The organism is Pyrobaculum ferrireducens, from assembly GCF_000234805.1.
In the GTDB taxonomy this organism is placed as follows: Archaea; Thermoproteota; Thermoprotei; order Thermoproteales; family Thermoproteaceae; genus Pyrobaculum; species Pyrobaculum ferrireducens.
In genome coordinates, this window is record NC_016645.1 from 1,735,557 (window position 1) to 1,749,296 (window position 13,740).

Consider the following 13,740-nt stretch of genomic DNA (forward strand, 5'->3'; position numbering starts at 1 on the left):
TCAAATCATTGTTTGTGTCATGTCCTCGGGTTCCGTATCCGCGCTCCGGGCGGCCGCCGCTTCTGTGACGCTTATCGCCTTGGTGCTGTCTGCTTTCACCAGCGCGGTGACTATCGTCGTTTCTTTTCCGGCGTATAACATAGTGCTTGAGGAGGCTTTTCCACAGGCTCATGTGGTTCTGCTTACTAAGGGAGTGTCTGACCCCCATGAGTATCAGCTGACGGCGGGTGACGTGGAGTTTCTCCGTAGCTTAAACAGAAGTGATGTAGTGGTGTTGTCTATGCATGCGCCTTTTGAGCTGAGGATCGCCGAAATGGCTAAAAACGGCGAGATTAAGGCCAACGTAATCGACCTTACCAAAATCCAGCTTTATCTGACCTACGACGGGAGGCTCACCACGTACGGCCCTGGGGTCAACTCACACGACCACGGGTTGTTTCCGCCAAATGTTTTTAGGCTGGTTGACGCCGTGTCGAGGGCAACGGGTCTCAGACCTAATGAGGACTTCATGAGCCGCTTGAGTATGCTGAATGCCACATATTGTTGTAGGTTTTCTGGGAGGGCCATTGCATTGACGCCCGCCGCCGAGTACGTGCTCTATTGGCTTGGGTATAGGGACATCGCCGTGTTTATAAAAGAGCCGGAGGTGCCTCCCACGCCCGGGGATTTGCAGAGGGCGCTTCAATACGCTGGCCAGGGCGCGCCTGTGCTGGCTGTCGTTGTTGAAGGCGAGGCGCGGCGCATAGTGGATCAGTTTGTCCAGAAGGCTAGGGAGGCTGGTTTACAGCCTCACGTCGTCGTGGCAGACTTCTCCAAGGGGTATGTCAAGGTGCTTGAAAACGTCGCCGCGGAGATATCTAGACAGAGCACATCCACAGCCACGGCGCCGTTCAGCAACGCGACGGGGCAGGCAGACGAATGGCTTTTTGCGCTGGTCATAGCAGTGGTTGTGCTGTCTACCGCCGCTATTGTTCTCAAGAGAAGGAGGTAGACATTGGCCTGGGTCTTATTTTTAAAGAGGTTTTTTCGACTGTACGCATAGCTGAGGCGTCGTTGATTCCATCTATTGGGCCTCTGGGCGTGGCGGCCGGCGTGGTGCTGACACTTCTCTCCGGGTTGTTAATTGAGCAACTTGTCCACTTCATCTCATGGCGATATCAGCGGGCCGCGTCCGGCGTTGCGGCTATTTTCGCGCCTATAATTACCTCCAGCCCAGAGCTTGCTGTGTTCATCTTGGCTTTGCTGGGGGGCAGTTTGAAATCGCCTGGGGGTCTATCGTGGCGCAACCCTTCATGGCCTCTACGGTGATTTACCCCGCAGTGGTTCTGACGGCGCTTTTCTCATGGATGCTGGGGAGGCGGCGTTATAGGCTACCGCACGTCCACCGCATCGTCGCGGTGCCTCTTCTCGTGTTCACCATCCCCCTCCCGCCCATCCTCTTTCTCCACCCGGAGAATACGGCCTCTACGGACAGCTCTACGGAGTGTTGCTCCTCGCGGTGTACTTCCTCTACGCCAAGTTTATGCTGAGGGAGGAAAAGGTAGAGAAAGGCCCGGCGGCTCTGTGGCTTAGAAACCCCGTTCTCCAGACCGCCGCCGCTCTCGCGGCGATGTTTTTCGGCGCCGAGTGGATGGTCTCTGGTATAAAAGAGCTCGGGGAGGCGGTGGGGCTGGACAAGCTGGCCCTCTCCGTGGTGCTTGTGCCCATAGCCACCGTCATACCTGAGTCCACTGTCGGCTTGATATTTATCGCCAAGGGGAGAGACGACGAGGGGGTAAGTGTCATTGTTGGGGAGAAGGCGCTTTACAGCACCTTCTACCCCGGCCTAGCCATGGCCCTCGGCGTCTATACACTTGAGGCGGCCGCCGCGGCGGCTCTTGAGCTGGCGATTATAGTTTCCATCTTCGAGGTGGTGGCCATATGGTTCGGCTACTTCGGCTTGACGGCGCCTATCGGCCTGGCGGGCTATCTCTACTACGTCTGATGCTATACGCTACACGGAGCCTGTCCCATTTAATAAGATCCGGCCAGTTGTCGAGGAGGCGAAAGAATTCAGATCACGTCAGGGGGACACGGTATTTTTGTCACCACCTACTGAGAGGACGCGGTGAGCGAGATTTAGAGATATCCCCAGGCGGTGGTGCAAGCCGTTGCGGTGCTGTAAATCTATAGAGGCAGGCGGCAGTGTGTCTTCGGATGAATTCAGATGTTGTGCAGACAACGCCTTGCGTCGCGGCAACTTAGTTCTTCACATTGGACATCATATAATATTTATAAATGAGGCTGTTGTCCGGGGCATGCATAGAGATAAGGCTATCGGCGTCGGGCTGATGGCTGTGGGGGTTGTGGGCATCCTCCTGTATGGATGGCTCGTATTTTTCTCGCCATGGCAGACGTTTATCCTGCAACTAACTGCGTTTGTGGCTGTGGCAACTGTTTTGGGCATCCTTGCCTGGGTGGGCTATGCCCTAGCCACTACTCCGCCTCCGAAGCCTATTGAGGAGATTGAGAGAGAGGTTCAGAAGGCTCTTGAGGAGATCGAGAGGCAGATGAAGGAGGAGTCTCAGCAGACTTCTCAGTAGGTCGGCGGGGCTCCGGCTCTACGTGTACGGTGACCTCTCCGCCTAGCTCTTTTCTCAGCGTCTTCTCCACCTGGTCGGCTATTTCATGGGCCTCCCTGACGGTTAGGTTTTCGTCAACTGTTATGGTGATGTCTGCGTGGTAGATGCTTCCAGACTTCCTCACTTTGAGAGACTTAACGGATCGCACGCCGGCGACGCCGCCAGCCACGGACCTGGTCCTCATCACCACCTCTGGCGGGGCGTAGTCTAGGAGTTCTATCACCGAAGTCCGTAGAAGCGTCCAGCTGAGCTTTACGAAGTAAATTGTTATGAATATTGCGGTTAGCACGTCTAGCGGCGGGCCCCACTGCGCCATGATGTGCGGGGCGTGGGCCGAGGCAACGGCGCCGAATATGAGGAGCGCCATTATCGCCGCCGAGGAGGCTAGGTCTGTGGCGAAGTGGAGGGCGTCTGCCTCGAGGGCTCTGGAGACTCCTTGGAACCTCCTCAACACCATTACTCTGTTGAAGTCGACGAACATCGCAGTTGCGACTATTGCTATGCTCAGCGCCGTGGGGGTGTAGGGCTCCCAGTGTACTATCTTGTTTACGGCCTCGTATGCGATGAAGGCGGCTGAGGCCATCACGGCGAGGGATCCGCCGATGCCTCCGAGTGTCTCGGCCTTGTGGTGGCCGTAGGGGTGCTCCAGATCTGGCGGCTTGAGGCTGGCCCTCACGGCTAGATACGTGACGGTGACTGCCAGTAGGTCGACTGCGGAGTGGACCGCGTCTGCGAGGACCGCAACCGAGAAGCTCTGGGCCCAAGCCGCGATCTTCATCATCGTAACTGCAACGCCGGCGAGGAGGGAGGTGAGGGCGGCCTTTAGCTTGTCCATATCACCTCCGGGCTAGGCACCTCTCCGCCGCGTGTCTGAGCTCTTGTATTGCGGCGGGGTTTTTCATAAGTGCCGTCCCGATGAGGACCCCCTTGGCGTAGAGTAGACAGGCCTTCTCCACCTCCTCCGGCCGGGATATGCCGCTTTCTATTATAAACTCCACGTCGCCCCTCAGCGCCTTCGCGATTTCGAGGGCTCTCTGGACGCTCACCTCCAGTGTCTTCAAGTCGCGGGAGTTTATGCCGATGATCACCCTGCCGCCCCAGGTGGCGACCTCCTTGGCGTCCTGGACGTTGTCCACCTCGACGACTGGGGTGAGGCCCAGCCTCTCCGCGTACTCCGCGAGCTCCATGGCGCTCTCGCGCCCCACAAGGCGGTATATGACCAACACGGCGTCTGCCCCGTATCCGTAGGCCGCGTCCACCTGCCTCTTGTCTATTACAAAGTCCTTCATGAGGACCGGCTTGAAGATCTTGGCTATGGGGATGAAGCGGTAGTCGCCGAGGAACCAGAAGGGCTCTGTTAGGACAGAGAAGGCGGAGGCGTGGTGGTGGAGCTGGGCGAAGTAGCTCCAAGGGGGCGTATCTAGGCGGATGACGCCCCGGGGCGAGGCCCGTTTATACTCAGCTATTATGCCAAACTCTCCGAGGGCCTTTCTGAAATCAACAAGCGGCGCCGACCTCGCCGGGGGTAAAGGCTCGGTGGCCAGCCGAATTTCCACCGTCTTCCGCACCTCGGCGAGGAAGTCCACGTTGGCGCCAAATTTTCCAACTTTTAAATCCTATCCAATCTAGTCAAATAAGTCCTCGAAGAATTCAAACACGCTTTTCCTCTTTTTGTGGTACTTGTACTCCTCTTCCCATCTCTTGTACACGTCGTGGCTGTAGTACTCGTCGCGGTACTCCTTGACGCGGGCCATGAGCTTCTGTAGCTCACCTCCGTCTAGCCACACACCGCCGCATTTAGGACACGCATCTATTTCGATGTCGTACACAATACGCGGCTTTAGTTCTATCCCACAGAGGGGCACTACTTCATAGCATATGCTGTGTTGAAGCTTTTAAAAAATGCACTGCAACTCCCGTGGCGCTAGCGGCGCCTATCCTTTTATACCGCCCTGATCCGCTGGGCTATGCACCCGTTGATGTTAGTCTGGCTTGACGGCGAGGGCTATACGGCATACCTCCTCATAACCCGCCCTTGGAGGGAGGTGGTAGACGCGGTTTTGGCGTGGCTTTCTGCGCACCCGTTAGTCTTGGCTTGGCTCTACGGCGCCGTTCTCTACCTTTTTTACCTCCTCCTCATTTGGCTGTGGAGGGAGAGAGTGGACTCGGTTTTGGTGGGGCTTTTCTTCGGGACGCTGACCGCGGCTCAGTTCATCGCCAACCGCCTCGTGGACTACGGGGTGGGCACGGCGCCGGCGGGCACCGTTATATTCATGACAAACGTCGCTCTGCTGGACGCATTGGCGGTGTTCTACGGCCGCGCCTTCGCGCTTAGGGCTGTTAGGATGGGCTTCTTCTTCCAAGCCGCAGTGGCGTTCGCCGCGTGGGCCGCGACGACGCTACCCGCCCCGTCGTGGTTTCAAGAAAGGGCGGCGGTGGTGGACTCGGTAATAGCCCCCTCCGCCCAAATCGCAATAGCCTCCCTCACAGCGTATCTAATATCCTCCACCATAGATGTGTATATCGTCACCAGATGGCCTAGGCTACACCTGCTGGCTAGGGTGTACTCCTCCTCCCTCGCGGCGCAGGTTGTGGATAGCGCGGTGTTTATAACCCTCGCCTTTGGGCCTCATTTAGAGATAATAGCGGGGCAAATCGTCGTTAAGTGGCTTCAGGTGCCGCTGGAGGCGATACTTATCTACGGGGCGAGGAGATACGTGGCCTCTATTAAGAGCCGAGGGTAATTCTTAGGATGCCTCCGGCGATGGCCAGGAGGCCGACGACGGCGTTTACAAGCACCACGTGTTTGCTCTTGGCGAATTCAAGCAAGGCCTTTATTGTGGCTATGCTCACCACCACGCCGAAGGCCATCGCCGCCAAGGCCTCTGCGGTGGCCACCCCGTCTCCCTCGGCGATGTAGGATAGGACTGTAGCGCCCAGCCCGGCTATGGGTACCAAGACGAAGGAGGCTTTGAAGGCCTCCTCTGGCTTGTATCCGAGGAGGAGTAGCGTCGTGGTGGTGGCCCCCGACCTGCTGACGCCGGGGAGCACCGAGAGGGCCTGGGCGAGGCCTACCAGAGCCATCTCGCGTAGAGACATCTGGCCGAAGCTCTTGAGCCCGGCGGCCGACTTTGCCCGTTGGAGGATGACGGCGTTTAGCATCACTGCGGCGCCGAGGGCTATCATTAGCCACCCGGCGCTCTGGCCCGCCAGTAGCGACTTCCTGGCTAAGTAATATAGAGGCACGCCGACGGCGCCGGTGACTATTGTGGTGACTACCATGTATGTGAGCCACCTCCTCCCCTCGCGATCGCCGAGGAGCCCCCTCAGCGCCTTTAGGTACAGCCCTCTGAAGTATATGAGGGCGGCGATAACTGAGGCGGCTTCTAGAAAGAGGCCTAGGGAGTAGGCGTATTGAGGCGGCGATTTGAACAGAGCCGTGGAGATCAGCATGATCTGCGTCTTGCTACTTATGGGGAGCCACTCGGAAACGCCTTGAACCACGCCGAGGAGAAGGGCGTCGCCTAGGTTCATTGAAGGGTGTACATGTTATATACATTTAAAAGTGGTGAGGCGTGTATGCGGTTGTTACTAACTGTACTAGAGAGAAGCTCGATTTCGCAAGTCCGGCTAGGGATCTCTACAGAGGGCCGTCGGTGCAGAGAGTGGTGAAGGTTGTCGACGAGGCCAGGTCACAGGGGATGCCCGTCTCTCTCTACATAATATCCGCACGCTACGGGCTGGTTGGGGAGCACGACGTGCTTGAGCCCTACGACGAGACTCTCAGCGGGAAGAGCCACGAGGAGATTAAGAGGTGGGCCCGCGCCGTGGGGTTGCACACGGCGTTTCGGAGGCTGGCGGAGGCAAACAAGGTGATTCTGGTGGTCACCAAGGCGTACTACATCGCGGTGGAAGACGTGGCGTGTCAATACGATGTGTACGTCCTAGCGCCTTTTAGGGCATGCGGGAGGTGGATAAAGACGGGCAACTTCGACAGACACATAGCGTTGAGAAAGTTGCTGAAGTCGCTCTGGTCGTCGGCCTCCCCAGAGGGCACCCGGCGACGGCGCAGAGGTTCTGGAGATAGAGAGTAGGCCGCGGCATAGTGCAGACGCGGCGGGGCGCCTAGGGCCGCTCGGCGTGTCCGTGGCGAGTGCCGTGCTTAGCTTTGAACGTCGGCGCAGGATGCCGTCCTCATCCTCAGCCCCATTTATCTCGTCACCGAGTCACCTCGAGATACAGATTTATATCTATGTCTTTGCTTAACTAAAGTGATTCCAATCAGCGTCATGGTAACGGGGGTGGGCACTACTTCTTTTAGAGTTAAGGGGAGGTTTGGAGTGGATAGGCCGAGCGATTTCTCAGCCCCGTTTAGGCCTATCGTGAGCTGGAACATAACTAGGCGGTGCAACCTCAAGTGCATACACTGCTACATCGACGCTGGCCCAGCTGAGGCGGGGGAGCTAAGCACGAGGGAGGCCCTCGACGTGGTCGACCAAATGGCCGAGGTGGGGGTCCCCCTGATCCTCTTCACGGGGGGTGAGCCCTTGACGAGGCCGGACTTTTTCGAGATTGCTGGGTACGCGAGGGAGAGGGGGATTAGGCTGGTGCTGTCTACAAACGGTACACTGATAACTCCAGAGGTCGCGAAGAGGCTTAGGGAGGTTGGGGTGGTCTACGTGGGGGTGAGCCTCGACTCTGCGTCTGCTGACTTCCACGACAAGTTTCGGGGGGTAGGGGGTAGCTTCGCCGCGGCTCTGGCGGGCATTAAAAACGCAATCGCGGCGGGACTCGACGTGGGGCTCCGCTTCGTCGTCACAGCGAAGAACATTCACGAGGTGGGTAGCTACGTGGATTTTGCCGCCTCTCTGGGGGTGAGGCGCGTCACCTTCTACCACCTATCTGCGGCGGGCCGGGCGCAGAAGCTGGCAGAGGACTGGTGGTACACCCCCCGGCAGTACCAGGAGTTTATAGAGACTCTCATCGCCAAGGCTAGGCAGTACGCCGGGAGGCTTGAAATCGAGACGACCCTCGCGCCTTACGACGGGATCTACATAGCGCTCACCGTGGGTGGGGGCGACGCGAAATACCTAGAGTTTGTGGAGTCCACCGGTGGGTGCGGCCGCAAGATCATATCTATATATCCAAACGGCGACGTCTACCCGTGCCAGTTTATAGACTTCTACAAGCTGGGCAACGTGCGGGAGAAGAGGCTGAGGGAGATACTGACCCCGGAGAGGCTGGCCCTCTTCGTCGAGACTGATAAATACCTGAGGGGGCCTAGGTGCTCCGCCTGTCCGTATAAGAAGTTCTGCAAAGGCGGGGACAGGGCTAGGGCCTACTACATGTCCGGCGACATGTTCGGCGACGACCCCCTCTGCCCCATCCCGGCGTTGTTCGGCAATGAGGCTGGTGGTCGCAACTAGAGGGTCGAGGCTCAGCCTGCTACAGACAGAGGAGCTCCTCTCAAGGATAAAGGCGGTGGAGCCCGACGTACAGTTCGACATCAAGATTGTAAAGACGACGGGGGACTTGGTGCAGGACAAGCCTCTCTACAAAATTGGGGTCAAGGGGATTTTTGAAAAAGAGGTGAATATGGCGGTGCTGAGGGGTGAGGCACACTTCGCCGTCCACAGCCTTAAAGATCTCCCGTCTGAGCTGGCCCCCGGTCTCGTCTTGGCGGGCTTCTCCAAGAGGGCCCCTCCCTACGACGCGCTGGTGAGCGCCACGGGCTACGACTTGGAGAGTCTGCCTAGGGGGGCGGTGGTGGGGACGTCGAGCGTGCGGCGTGCGGAGTTTCTAAAGGCGGCTAGGCCAGACGTCGAGGTGGTGCCTCTTAGAGGCAACGTAGATACCCGCGTAAAGAAGATCCTGGAGGGGCGCTACGACGCCGCCGTCATGGCCGCGGCCGGCATAGTGAGGCTCTACGGCGACTCGCCCCCTGTAAAGATATATCCACTGCGCCCCGAGGTTATGCCGCCCCCGCCCGGCCAGGGCATCGTAGTAGCCGTCGCGAGGGAAGACGAGGGGTGGCTGGTGGACCTCCTCGACAAGGCAAGCGACCCAGTTGCCAAGGCGGAGGCTCTTGCCGAGAGGGAGTTCCTCCGGGCCGTGGGCGCCGGTTGCCACACGGCGGTGGGTGGCTTGGCGCGGCTTCTCCCAGCCGGCTCTATTGAGTTCACCGCGGGGTACGCAGATGGGGGGAGGGCGCGTGTGGTGAAGATCTATGGGGACGACCCTGTGGAGGTGGGGAGGAGGGCGGCGGCGCTTGTAAACGCCTTTAGGCGCTAGCCCTCCTCAGCGACTTTCTCCACCCTCCTCGCCATTTCGCGGCCGCCGAGGAAGTCTCTGACGCTGTACAGCAGTCTGTAGTCCTCCACGCCGAGCCTCTTCATGGCGTCTTTTACATAGCTCTCAATGACGTCCCGAGACACGCCGTGCACCATGAAGTAGCAGGGGTACTCCCACCTGCCGGGCACGGTGTTGCGGAGCACCACGTGTGTGGAGATGGGCAGGTTAGCCACAGCCTCGCAGACGTCGCCCCTTCTGAGGACAACCATGGCGTTTTCCCTAAAGCCGACCCTCTCCCCGTCCAGCGTACCGTGCATATCCCTCAAGACGCCCCTCCCAATCAGCTCTCTGATTAGGGCGAGGGTTTCCGGCACGCTTCTCCCCACCACCGCGGCGGCTTCTCTAAAAGGCTCGGGGGTGAGGGGCAGGGACTTAATCTTGCTGAAAAAGGCGTGGGGTATCCCTAACTCGCTTATAGATGGCGGGTTTTCCGGCATTACGTAGCCCCTGGTCCAGGAGATGCCCCTCCTCAAGTCGAAACGGACATCTACCTTGTAGCTCCTCAGCGAGTAAAGCACTATGTAGTCCACGCCGTACCTCTTGGCGATGCCGGCCACCTTGGCCTCCAGCTCGTTGGCGCTCCCGGCCTTTGTCACGAACCATAGGTTGTATGGCTTGTAGTCTCTCTGGAAGTTGTGGCTTACGTAGGGGTCTCTGTTCACCTCGGCGGCTACCTCTTCTATCAAGCCGTCGGGCACGGCCATGCCTACCAGCGCCGCCGTTAGACCTCTCGACCTGTAGTTCAGTATGGCGCCGATCCTCTTCAAAACCCCTTCTAGAACCGCCTCCCTTAGCCTTGCTATTACCCACTCCTCCTCGGCGCCGAGTCTCCGCCCCACCTCGGCGTATGGCCTCTCCACAAGTGGAAAATTGTATTGCACCTCCATGAGGAGGTCGACCACTCTCGAATCCATGGGCTATCTCCGTTCTCTACATTAAAATGGTGTTCCTTCTCTGAGCCACCTCGCCGCGTCGAGGGCGTGGTACGTCAGTATCACGTCGGCGCCTGCCCTCTTGATTGCGGTGAGGATCTCAAGGGTGACGATCCTCTCGTCAATGTAGCCTTGGGAGGCGGCGGCCTTCACCATTGAGTACTCCCCGGATACGTTGTACGCGGCGAGTGGGGCCCAGGGGTAGTGCGTCTTTACCAGCCTAATGACGTCGAGGTAGGCGAGGGCCGGCTTCACCATCACTATGTCGGCCCCCTCTTCGAGGTCCATAGACACCTCTTTCAGCGCTTCGTAGGCGTTTCGCGGGTCCATCTGGTATGTCCTCCTGTCGCCGAATTTCGGCGCCGAGGCCGCGGCGACTCTAAACGGCCCGTAGAAGGCCGAGGCGTACTTCGCGCTGTAGGCCATGATCCCTACTTCGTGGAAGCCGTGGGCGTCCAGCGCCTTTCTAATCTCCGCCACCTGGCCGTCCATCATGCCGCTGGGCGCCACGAAGTCCGCGCCTGCGTCTGCGTACACAACGGCCTCCCTGGCGTAGAGCTTCACCGTCTCGTCGTTGTCCACATACCACCTCCCCCCCTTCTGCCTAACCACGCCGCAGTGGCCGTGGTCCGTGTATTCGCAGAGGCACACGTCGGCAAACACCAGAAGCCTATCCCCGAAGGTCTCTTTGAGGAGGCGTATGGCCCTCGACACGACGCCGTGTGGGTCGTACCCCGGCGAGCCCACCGCGTCCTTCACCTCGTCTGGCACCACGCCGAAGAGGATAACCTTGTTGACCCCCAGGGAGAGAGACTCCTCTACGTGTCTAACCAGCTCCTCCCCCACAGGCCAGCGGTACTGACCCGGCATCGAGGGTATCGGCTCCCTCCCCCCCGCCGGCTTTACAAATATGGGGTAGATAAAGTCTCCGGGATCGAGCCAAGTCTCGGCGATTGCGTCGCGTATAATCTTGCTCGCCCTAAGCCTCCTGGGCCTAGCCAGCGGAAACTTCATAAGACGACAAGACTGTGGATAATTAAGTTTTCAACACGCCCCAGACCTACGGGCTGGGCTGTCTACCTGCCGAGAGCAGATCCCCCATGATCCGCCTCCCTCTGGCAAGCGCCTCTTGTATCCGCCCGTTTTTAACATAGTCGAGGAACTCGGCGTCTTCGCTAAGCGTCTGGTAGAATTTAAGCCGCGTCTTTACGTCGCCTATGGCCTCCTTCGCCTCTTTTTTCAGCTCTCTGTATACCTCGTAAAACGCCGGTATCCAGCTTTTTTTCAGACAGTTCTCAATTATGTCTAGGGATAGCCGCGCCGGCGCCCCGGCGGCGCCCTCGCTTGTCACAGCCACCCTAAGCCCGCTCACGGCTCTTTCATACGGCACCACGACGTGGGTCCTCGAGGCGTCTGTGGCGTCATTCACGAGCTTCCCGGCGGCCTCCGCAATCTTAAAGAGCCTCTCAGCCAGCGCGGGGTCGTTCACCGCGATTACGACAACGTCGGCCCACTCCACGTCCTCCGCAGGATCGTAATGGTAGAGATCCACCAGCTTAATCTCGACGCCGGCCTCCCTCAGCTCCGGCGTGGCTTCTCTAGTCAACACCCTCACCGACGCGCCGGCGGAGGCGAAGAACTTGGCCCTACGCGTCCCCACAGAGCCGCCGCCGAATACCAACACCCTTAGCCTAGACGCCTCAATCCAGAGTGGAATTTTCACTATAGGAAAAAAGGGGTTTGTTTTAAAGCCTACTTGGAGAGCCCCACCAGTTGCTTAACAGCGTCGAGCAGGCCGTTGAGGAAGTTGTTCGTGGCGTTGCGGAACCCCAGTATCTCGTTTACGGCGCCTTTCACAACCCCCGTAACGGTGAGCGCAAACGCGCTGATGAGCGCAATCGCCACCAGCAACAGGAGCACCTCCTCCACCAGAATCGCGCCCCTCTTCTTCACGTATATATCCCCCCTTTTTAAACAACTGACCCACCCCCCAGCGCCTTTAGGGCCGTCCTCACCGCGCTCTCAATAGTGGCCTCGTCAGCCGTGATATGCGGAATGCCGAGCTCGGCAAGCCTCTCCGCCGTCACCCTCCCAATAGCCACCACCACCCTACCCCTCAGATCCGCAACGCCGGCGACCAGCTCAGCCACCGTGGAGCTGGTGAGCACCACGGCCTTCGCCCTCGAGATGAGGGCAGCCGCCTCCCTCAACCGCGCCGTGTCCACCTTGACGTCGTAAACCGGCACCTCCACTACGTTGGGAATCAGTTTCTTCAGAACTTCGTTCCCCCGGCTTGACCTCAGCACCACTACCCTCCCCGGCGCCAGTTCCTTCAGCAGGCGAGCGACGCCGTAGCTCGTATACTCCCGGGGAACCACGCAGTCCCCCACCCTCTCGGCAGTCGAGGGCCCCACACAGATGACGCACCTAAACTTCCGCCTCACCTCGGCGATATCCACAGCGTCAGCCACCACGGGGCTCATGACGACCAGATAGTCCCCATCTGGGATTTCCACACCCCTCTGGGGCTCCACGCCCCCCACCGCGATGCAGAGGGCCCCCTCGGGGCAGGGCCCCTCCTTGAGCCTTATCACCACCACCTGCGGCTCCATAGCGCAAGCCCCCTCTCCACCACCCTGCCAATTACAATTATGCTCGGGCTGGGCACCGGGCCTAGGGAGCCGAGTGTAGTTTCTAGAAACCCCTCGTCGGGGCGGTACGCCGATTTTATAACAGCCACCGGCGTATCCGGCGGCAGACCACCAGCGAGCAACTCTCCTGCGATCTCCCCGGCGGCGGAGGCGCCCATGTAGATAATAATCGTGTCCACTGCCCCCGCCAGTTTTCTGAAATCCACCTGGCGCCTACCCTTTGAGGGTTCCTCCCTCCCAGTGACCAGCGCCACCGAGCTGGCGGTCCCCCTGACCACGGGGGGTATGTAGTACTTGGCCGGCGCCGCCAGCCCGCTGGTCACCCCCGGCACGAACTCGCACCGCACCCCCCTAGCCACCAGGTATTCACACTCCTCAAACCCCCTCCCGAATACCAGCGGATCCCCGCCGTGGAGCCTCACCACCACGTCGTACAGCTGCGCATATTTATACAACAGCTCGTTTATCTCCTCCTGCGAGGGGCCCACGCCTCCGGGGCTCTTCCCCACGTCCACCACCAGCGCCCCGGGCTTAACTCTGGCGAGCAACTCCCTAGGGACAAGCCTGTCGTGAAGAACGACATCGGCGGCTTCGATCAGGCGGAGTCCCCTAACAGTAATAAGCTCGGGATCCCCCGGCCCCGCGCCGACGATATACACACGGCCCACGACACGCACCCCTCACTTATTTAACCGCATACATAAGCCAAAAAACGTAATATTATTCGACAATTGCGTAAAAATAATTGTAGTTAAAAAACAAGCTACTTCATGAGATACTCATTACTGCTAGGGTTAGGTATTATAGCGATGGTGGCATACAGCCTCATGATGTCGACCTATTACATCAAAACTTGTCTCGACACCCCCAACGACCTCGATGAATGGTCCACCACCGGCGCTCCGTTCTATATAACGGCGACACTAAACTCTCTGACGCGATACAGCGCCTACTATTGCCAGAACCCCGTGTACGTATTTTCTGGCGACCGAGTCTGGCTCGCCGTATTCGCCTCAGGCGCAAACGGCTACTACCAAGTATATGGACTCTGTAGATCCGTAGGCGAGGGCGTGGGGCTTTCAGTAGACGAGACGCTGGCAGAAATCCACGGCGTCAGAGTTGGAAATTTATGTGTAATCGCACCTTCGTATGATGTCGTTGAATATAAAGCATATTATAGCTAGG

The 13,740-nt window shown here is 58.8% G+C and carries 17 protein-coding genes and 1 pseudogene; 8 read left to right on the forward strand and 10 right to left on the reverse strand.

The genetic code is table 11. The annotated features are described in order from the left end of the window. The first annotated feature begins 19 nt into the window (after positions 1-19). The 3 genes and pseudogenes from P186_RS09700 to P186_RS09710 all read left to right on the forward strand — a co-directional run bounded on the left by P186_RS09700 (position 20) and on the right by P186_RS09710 (position 2,582). Entirely contained in the window at positions 20-991 is a 972-nt protein-coding gene (locus P186_RS09700) for a TroA family protein (protein ID WP_148682947.1), read from the forward strand. Between the two features lie 47 nt (positions 992-1,038). Next, positions 1,039-1,984 (forward strand): annotated as a pseudogene (locus tag P186_RS09705) (sodium:calcium antiporter). A 313-nt stretch (positions 1,985-2,297) separates the two neighbouring features. Next, positions 2,298-2,582, forward strand: coding sequence for a transcriptional regulator (locus tag P186_RS09710; RefSeq protein WP_148682948.1), 285 nt, complete (start codon positions 2,298-2,300; stop codon positions 2,580-2,582). Here the strand turns inward: P186_RS09710 and P186_RS09715 are convergent. From P186_RS09715 to P186_RS09725, 3 genes are read right to left on the reverse strand one after another with little or no spacing between them, the layout of a single operon-like run. Beyond that, positions 2,494-3,456 carry a cation diffusion facilitator family transporter gene (locus tag P186_RS09715; protein WP_014289306.1) on the reverse strand — a complete coding sequence of 321 codons (963 nt, stop codon included), beginning with the start codon at positions 3,454-3,456 and terminating at the stop codon, positions 2,494-2,496. The genes P186_RS09710 and P186_RS09715 overlap by 89 nt on opposite strands. A gap of 1 nt (position 3,457) precedes the next feature. Next, positions 3,458-4,207, reverse strand: coding sequence for an indole-3-glycerol-phosphate synthase (locus P186_RS09720; RefSeq protein ID WP_014289307.1), 750 nt, complete (start codon positions 4,205-4,207; stop codon positions 3,458-3,460). Between the two features lie 39 nt (positions 4,208-4,246). Next, positions 4,247-4,486: a TFIIB-type zinc ribbon-containing protein gene (locus P186_RS09725; protein ID WP_014289308.1), complete on the reverse strand. Its 240-nt coding sequence runs from the start codon at positions 4,484-4,486 to the stop codon at positions 4,247-4,249. Between the two features lie 102 nt (positions 4,487-4,588). On the opposite strand from P186_RS09725, the gene P186_RS09730 reads away from it, so the two are divergent. Further along, positions 4,589-5,365 (forward strand): VUT family protein, encoded by a 777-nt coding sequence (locus P186_RS09730; protein WP_014289309.1) that lies wholly within the window; start codon positions 4,589-4,591, stop codon positions 5,363-5,365. On the opposite strand, the gene P186_RS09735 is transcribed toward P186_RS09730, so the two are convergent. Next, complete coding sequence (locus P186_RS09735; RefSeq protein WP_014289310.1) at positions 5,349-6,155, reverse strand: undecaprenyl-diphosphate phosphatase; 807 nt, start codon at positions 6,153-6,155, stop codon at positions 5,349-5,351. The genes P186_RS09730 and P186_RS09735 overlap by 17 nt on opposite strands. A 41-nt stretch (positions 6,156-6,196) precedes the next feature. Here P186_RS09735 and P186_RS09740 point away from each other — a divergent pair, with 41 nt between their 5' ends. The 3 genes from P186_RS09740 to hemC all read left to right on the forward strand — a co-directional run bounded on the left by P186_RS09740 (position 6,197) and on the right by hemC (position 8,912). Continuing rightward, positions 6,197-6,715, forward strand: a complete 519-nt coding sequence (locus P186_RS09740) for a DUF6884 domain-containing protein (protein WP_014289311.1) — start codon at positions 6,197-6,199, stop codon at positions 6,713-6,715. 177 nt (positions 6,716-6,892) lie between these two features. Next, entirely contained in the window at positions 6,893-8,047 is a 1,155-nt protein-coding gene (locus P186_RS09745; protein ID WP_148682950.1) for a radical SAM/SPASM domain-containing protein, read from the forward strand. Further along, positions 8,025-8,912 carry a hydroxymethylbilane synthase gene (gene hemC, locus P186_RS09750; protein ID WP_014289313.1) on the forward strand — a complete coding sequence of 296 codons (888 nt, stop codon included), beginning with the start codon at positions 8,025-8,027 and terminating at the stop codon, positions 8,910-8,912. Before P186_RS09745 ends, hemC begins: the two co-directional genes overlap by 23 nt. Here hemC and P186_RS09755 read toward each other — a convergent pair. From P186_RS09755 to cobA, 6 genes are read right to left on the reverse strand one after another with little or no spacing between them, the layout of a single operon-like run. Beyond that, a complete protein-coding gene (locus P186_RS09755) occupies positions 8,909-9,886 on the reverse strand; it encodes an Lrp/AsnC family transcriptional regulator (protein ID WP_148682951.1) in 978 nt (325 codons plus the stop codon). The genes hemC and P186_RS09755 overlap by 4 nt on opposite strands. Before the next feature lie 21 nt (positions 9,887-9,907). After that, positions 9,908-10,918 carry a porphobilinogen synthase gene (hemB, locus tag P186_RS09760; RefSeq protein WP_014289315.1) on the reverse strand — a complete coding sequence of 337 codons (1,011 nt, stop codon included), beginning with the start codon at positions 10,916-10,918 and terminating at the stop codon, positions 9,908-9,910. 46 nt (positions 10,919-10,964) lie between these two features. After that, a complete protein-coding gene (locus P186_RS09765) occupies positions 10,965-11,627 on the reverse strand; it encodes a precorrin-2 dehydrogenase/sirohydrochlorin ferrochelatase family protein (protein WP_014289316.1) in 663 nt (220 codons plus the stop codon). A gap of 29 nt (positions 11,628-11,656) precedes the next feature. Further along, positions 11,657-11,857, reverse strand: a complete 201-nt coding sequence (locus P186_RS09770; protein WP_014289317.1) for a hypothetical protein — start codon at positions 11,855-11,857, stop codon at positions 11,657-11,659. A 17-nt stretch (positions 11,858-11,874) separates the two neighbouring features. Next, positions 11,875-12,516 (reverse strand): uroporphyrinogen-III synthase, encoded by a 642-nt coding sequence (locus P186_RS09775; protein ID WP_014289318.1) that lies wholly within the window; start codon positions 12,514-12,516, stop codon positions 11,875-11,877. Continuing rightward, complete coding sequence (gene cobA, locus P186_RS09780) at positions 12,495-13,223, reverse strand: uroporphyrinogen-III C-methyltransferase (protein WP_014289319.1); 729 nt, start codon at positions 13,221-13,223, stop codon at positions 12,495-12,497. Before cobA ends, P186_RS09775 begins: the two co-directional genes overlap by 22 nt. 159 nt (positions 13,224-13,382) lie before the next feature. Between cobA and P186_RS09785 the strand changes: the two genes are divergently transcribed. After that, positions 13,383-13,739, forward strand: coding sequence for a hypothetical protein (locus P186_RS09785; RefSeq protein WP_148682952.1), 357 nt, complete (start codon positions 13,383-13,385; stop codon positions 13,737-13,739). Position 13,740: the final 1 nt, after the last annotated feature.

Bases quoted from the DNA above. Each gene is read 5' to 3' on its own strand.
- P186_RS09715 (WP_014289306.1), bottom strand. From the start codon at position 3,456: ATGGACAAGCTAAAGGCCGCCCTCACCTCCCTCCTCGCCGGCGTTGCA.
- P186_RS09755 (WP_148682951.1), bottom strand. From the start codon at position 9,886: ATGGATTCGAGAGTGGTCGACCTCCTCATGGAGGTGCAATACAATTTT.
- P186_RS09730 (WP_014289309.1), top strand. From the start codon at position 4,589: ATGCACCCGTTGATGTTAGTCTGGCTTGACGGCGAGGGCTATACGGCA.
- P186_RS09735 (WP_014289310.1), bottom strand. From the start codon at position 6,155: ATGAACCTAGGCGACGCCCTTCTCCTCGGCGTGGTTCAAGGCGTTTCC.
- hemB (WP_014289315.1), bottom strand. From the start codon at position 10,918: ATGAAGTTTCCGCTGGCTAGGCCCAGGAGGCTTAGGGCGAGCAAGATT.
- P186_RS09775 (WP_014289318.1), bottom strand. From the start codon at position 12,516: ATGGAGCCGCAGGTGGTGGTGATAAGGCTCAAGGAGGGGCCCTGCCCC.
- P186_RS09710 (WP_148682948.1), top strand. From the start codon at position 2,298: ATGCATAGAGATAAGGCTATCGGCGTCGGGCTGATGGCTGTGGGGGTT.
- hemC (WP_014289313.1), top strand. From the start codon at position 8,025: ATGAGGCTGGTGGTCGCAACTAGAGGGTCGAGGCTCAGCCTGCTACAG.
- P186_RS09700 (WP_148682947.1), top strand. From the start codon at position 20: ATGTCCTCGGGTTCCGTATCCGCGCTCCGGGCGGCCGCCGCTTCTGTG.
- P186_RS09785 (WP_148682952.1), top strand. From the start codon at position 13,383: ATGATGTCGACCTATTACATCAAAACTTGTCTCGACACCCCCAACGAC.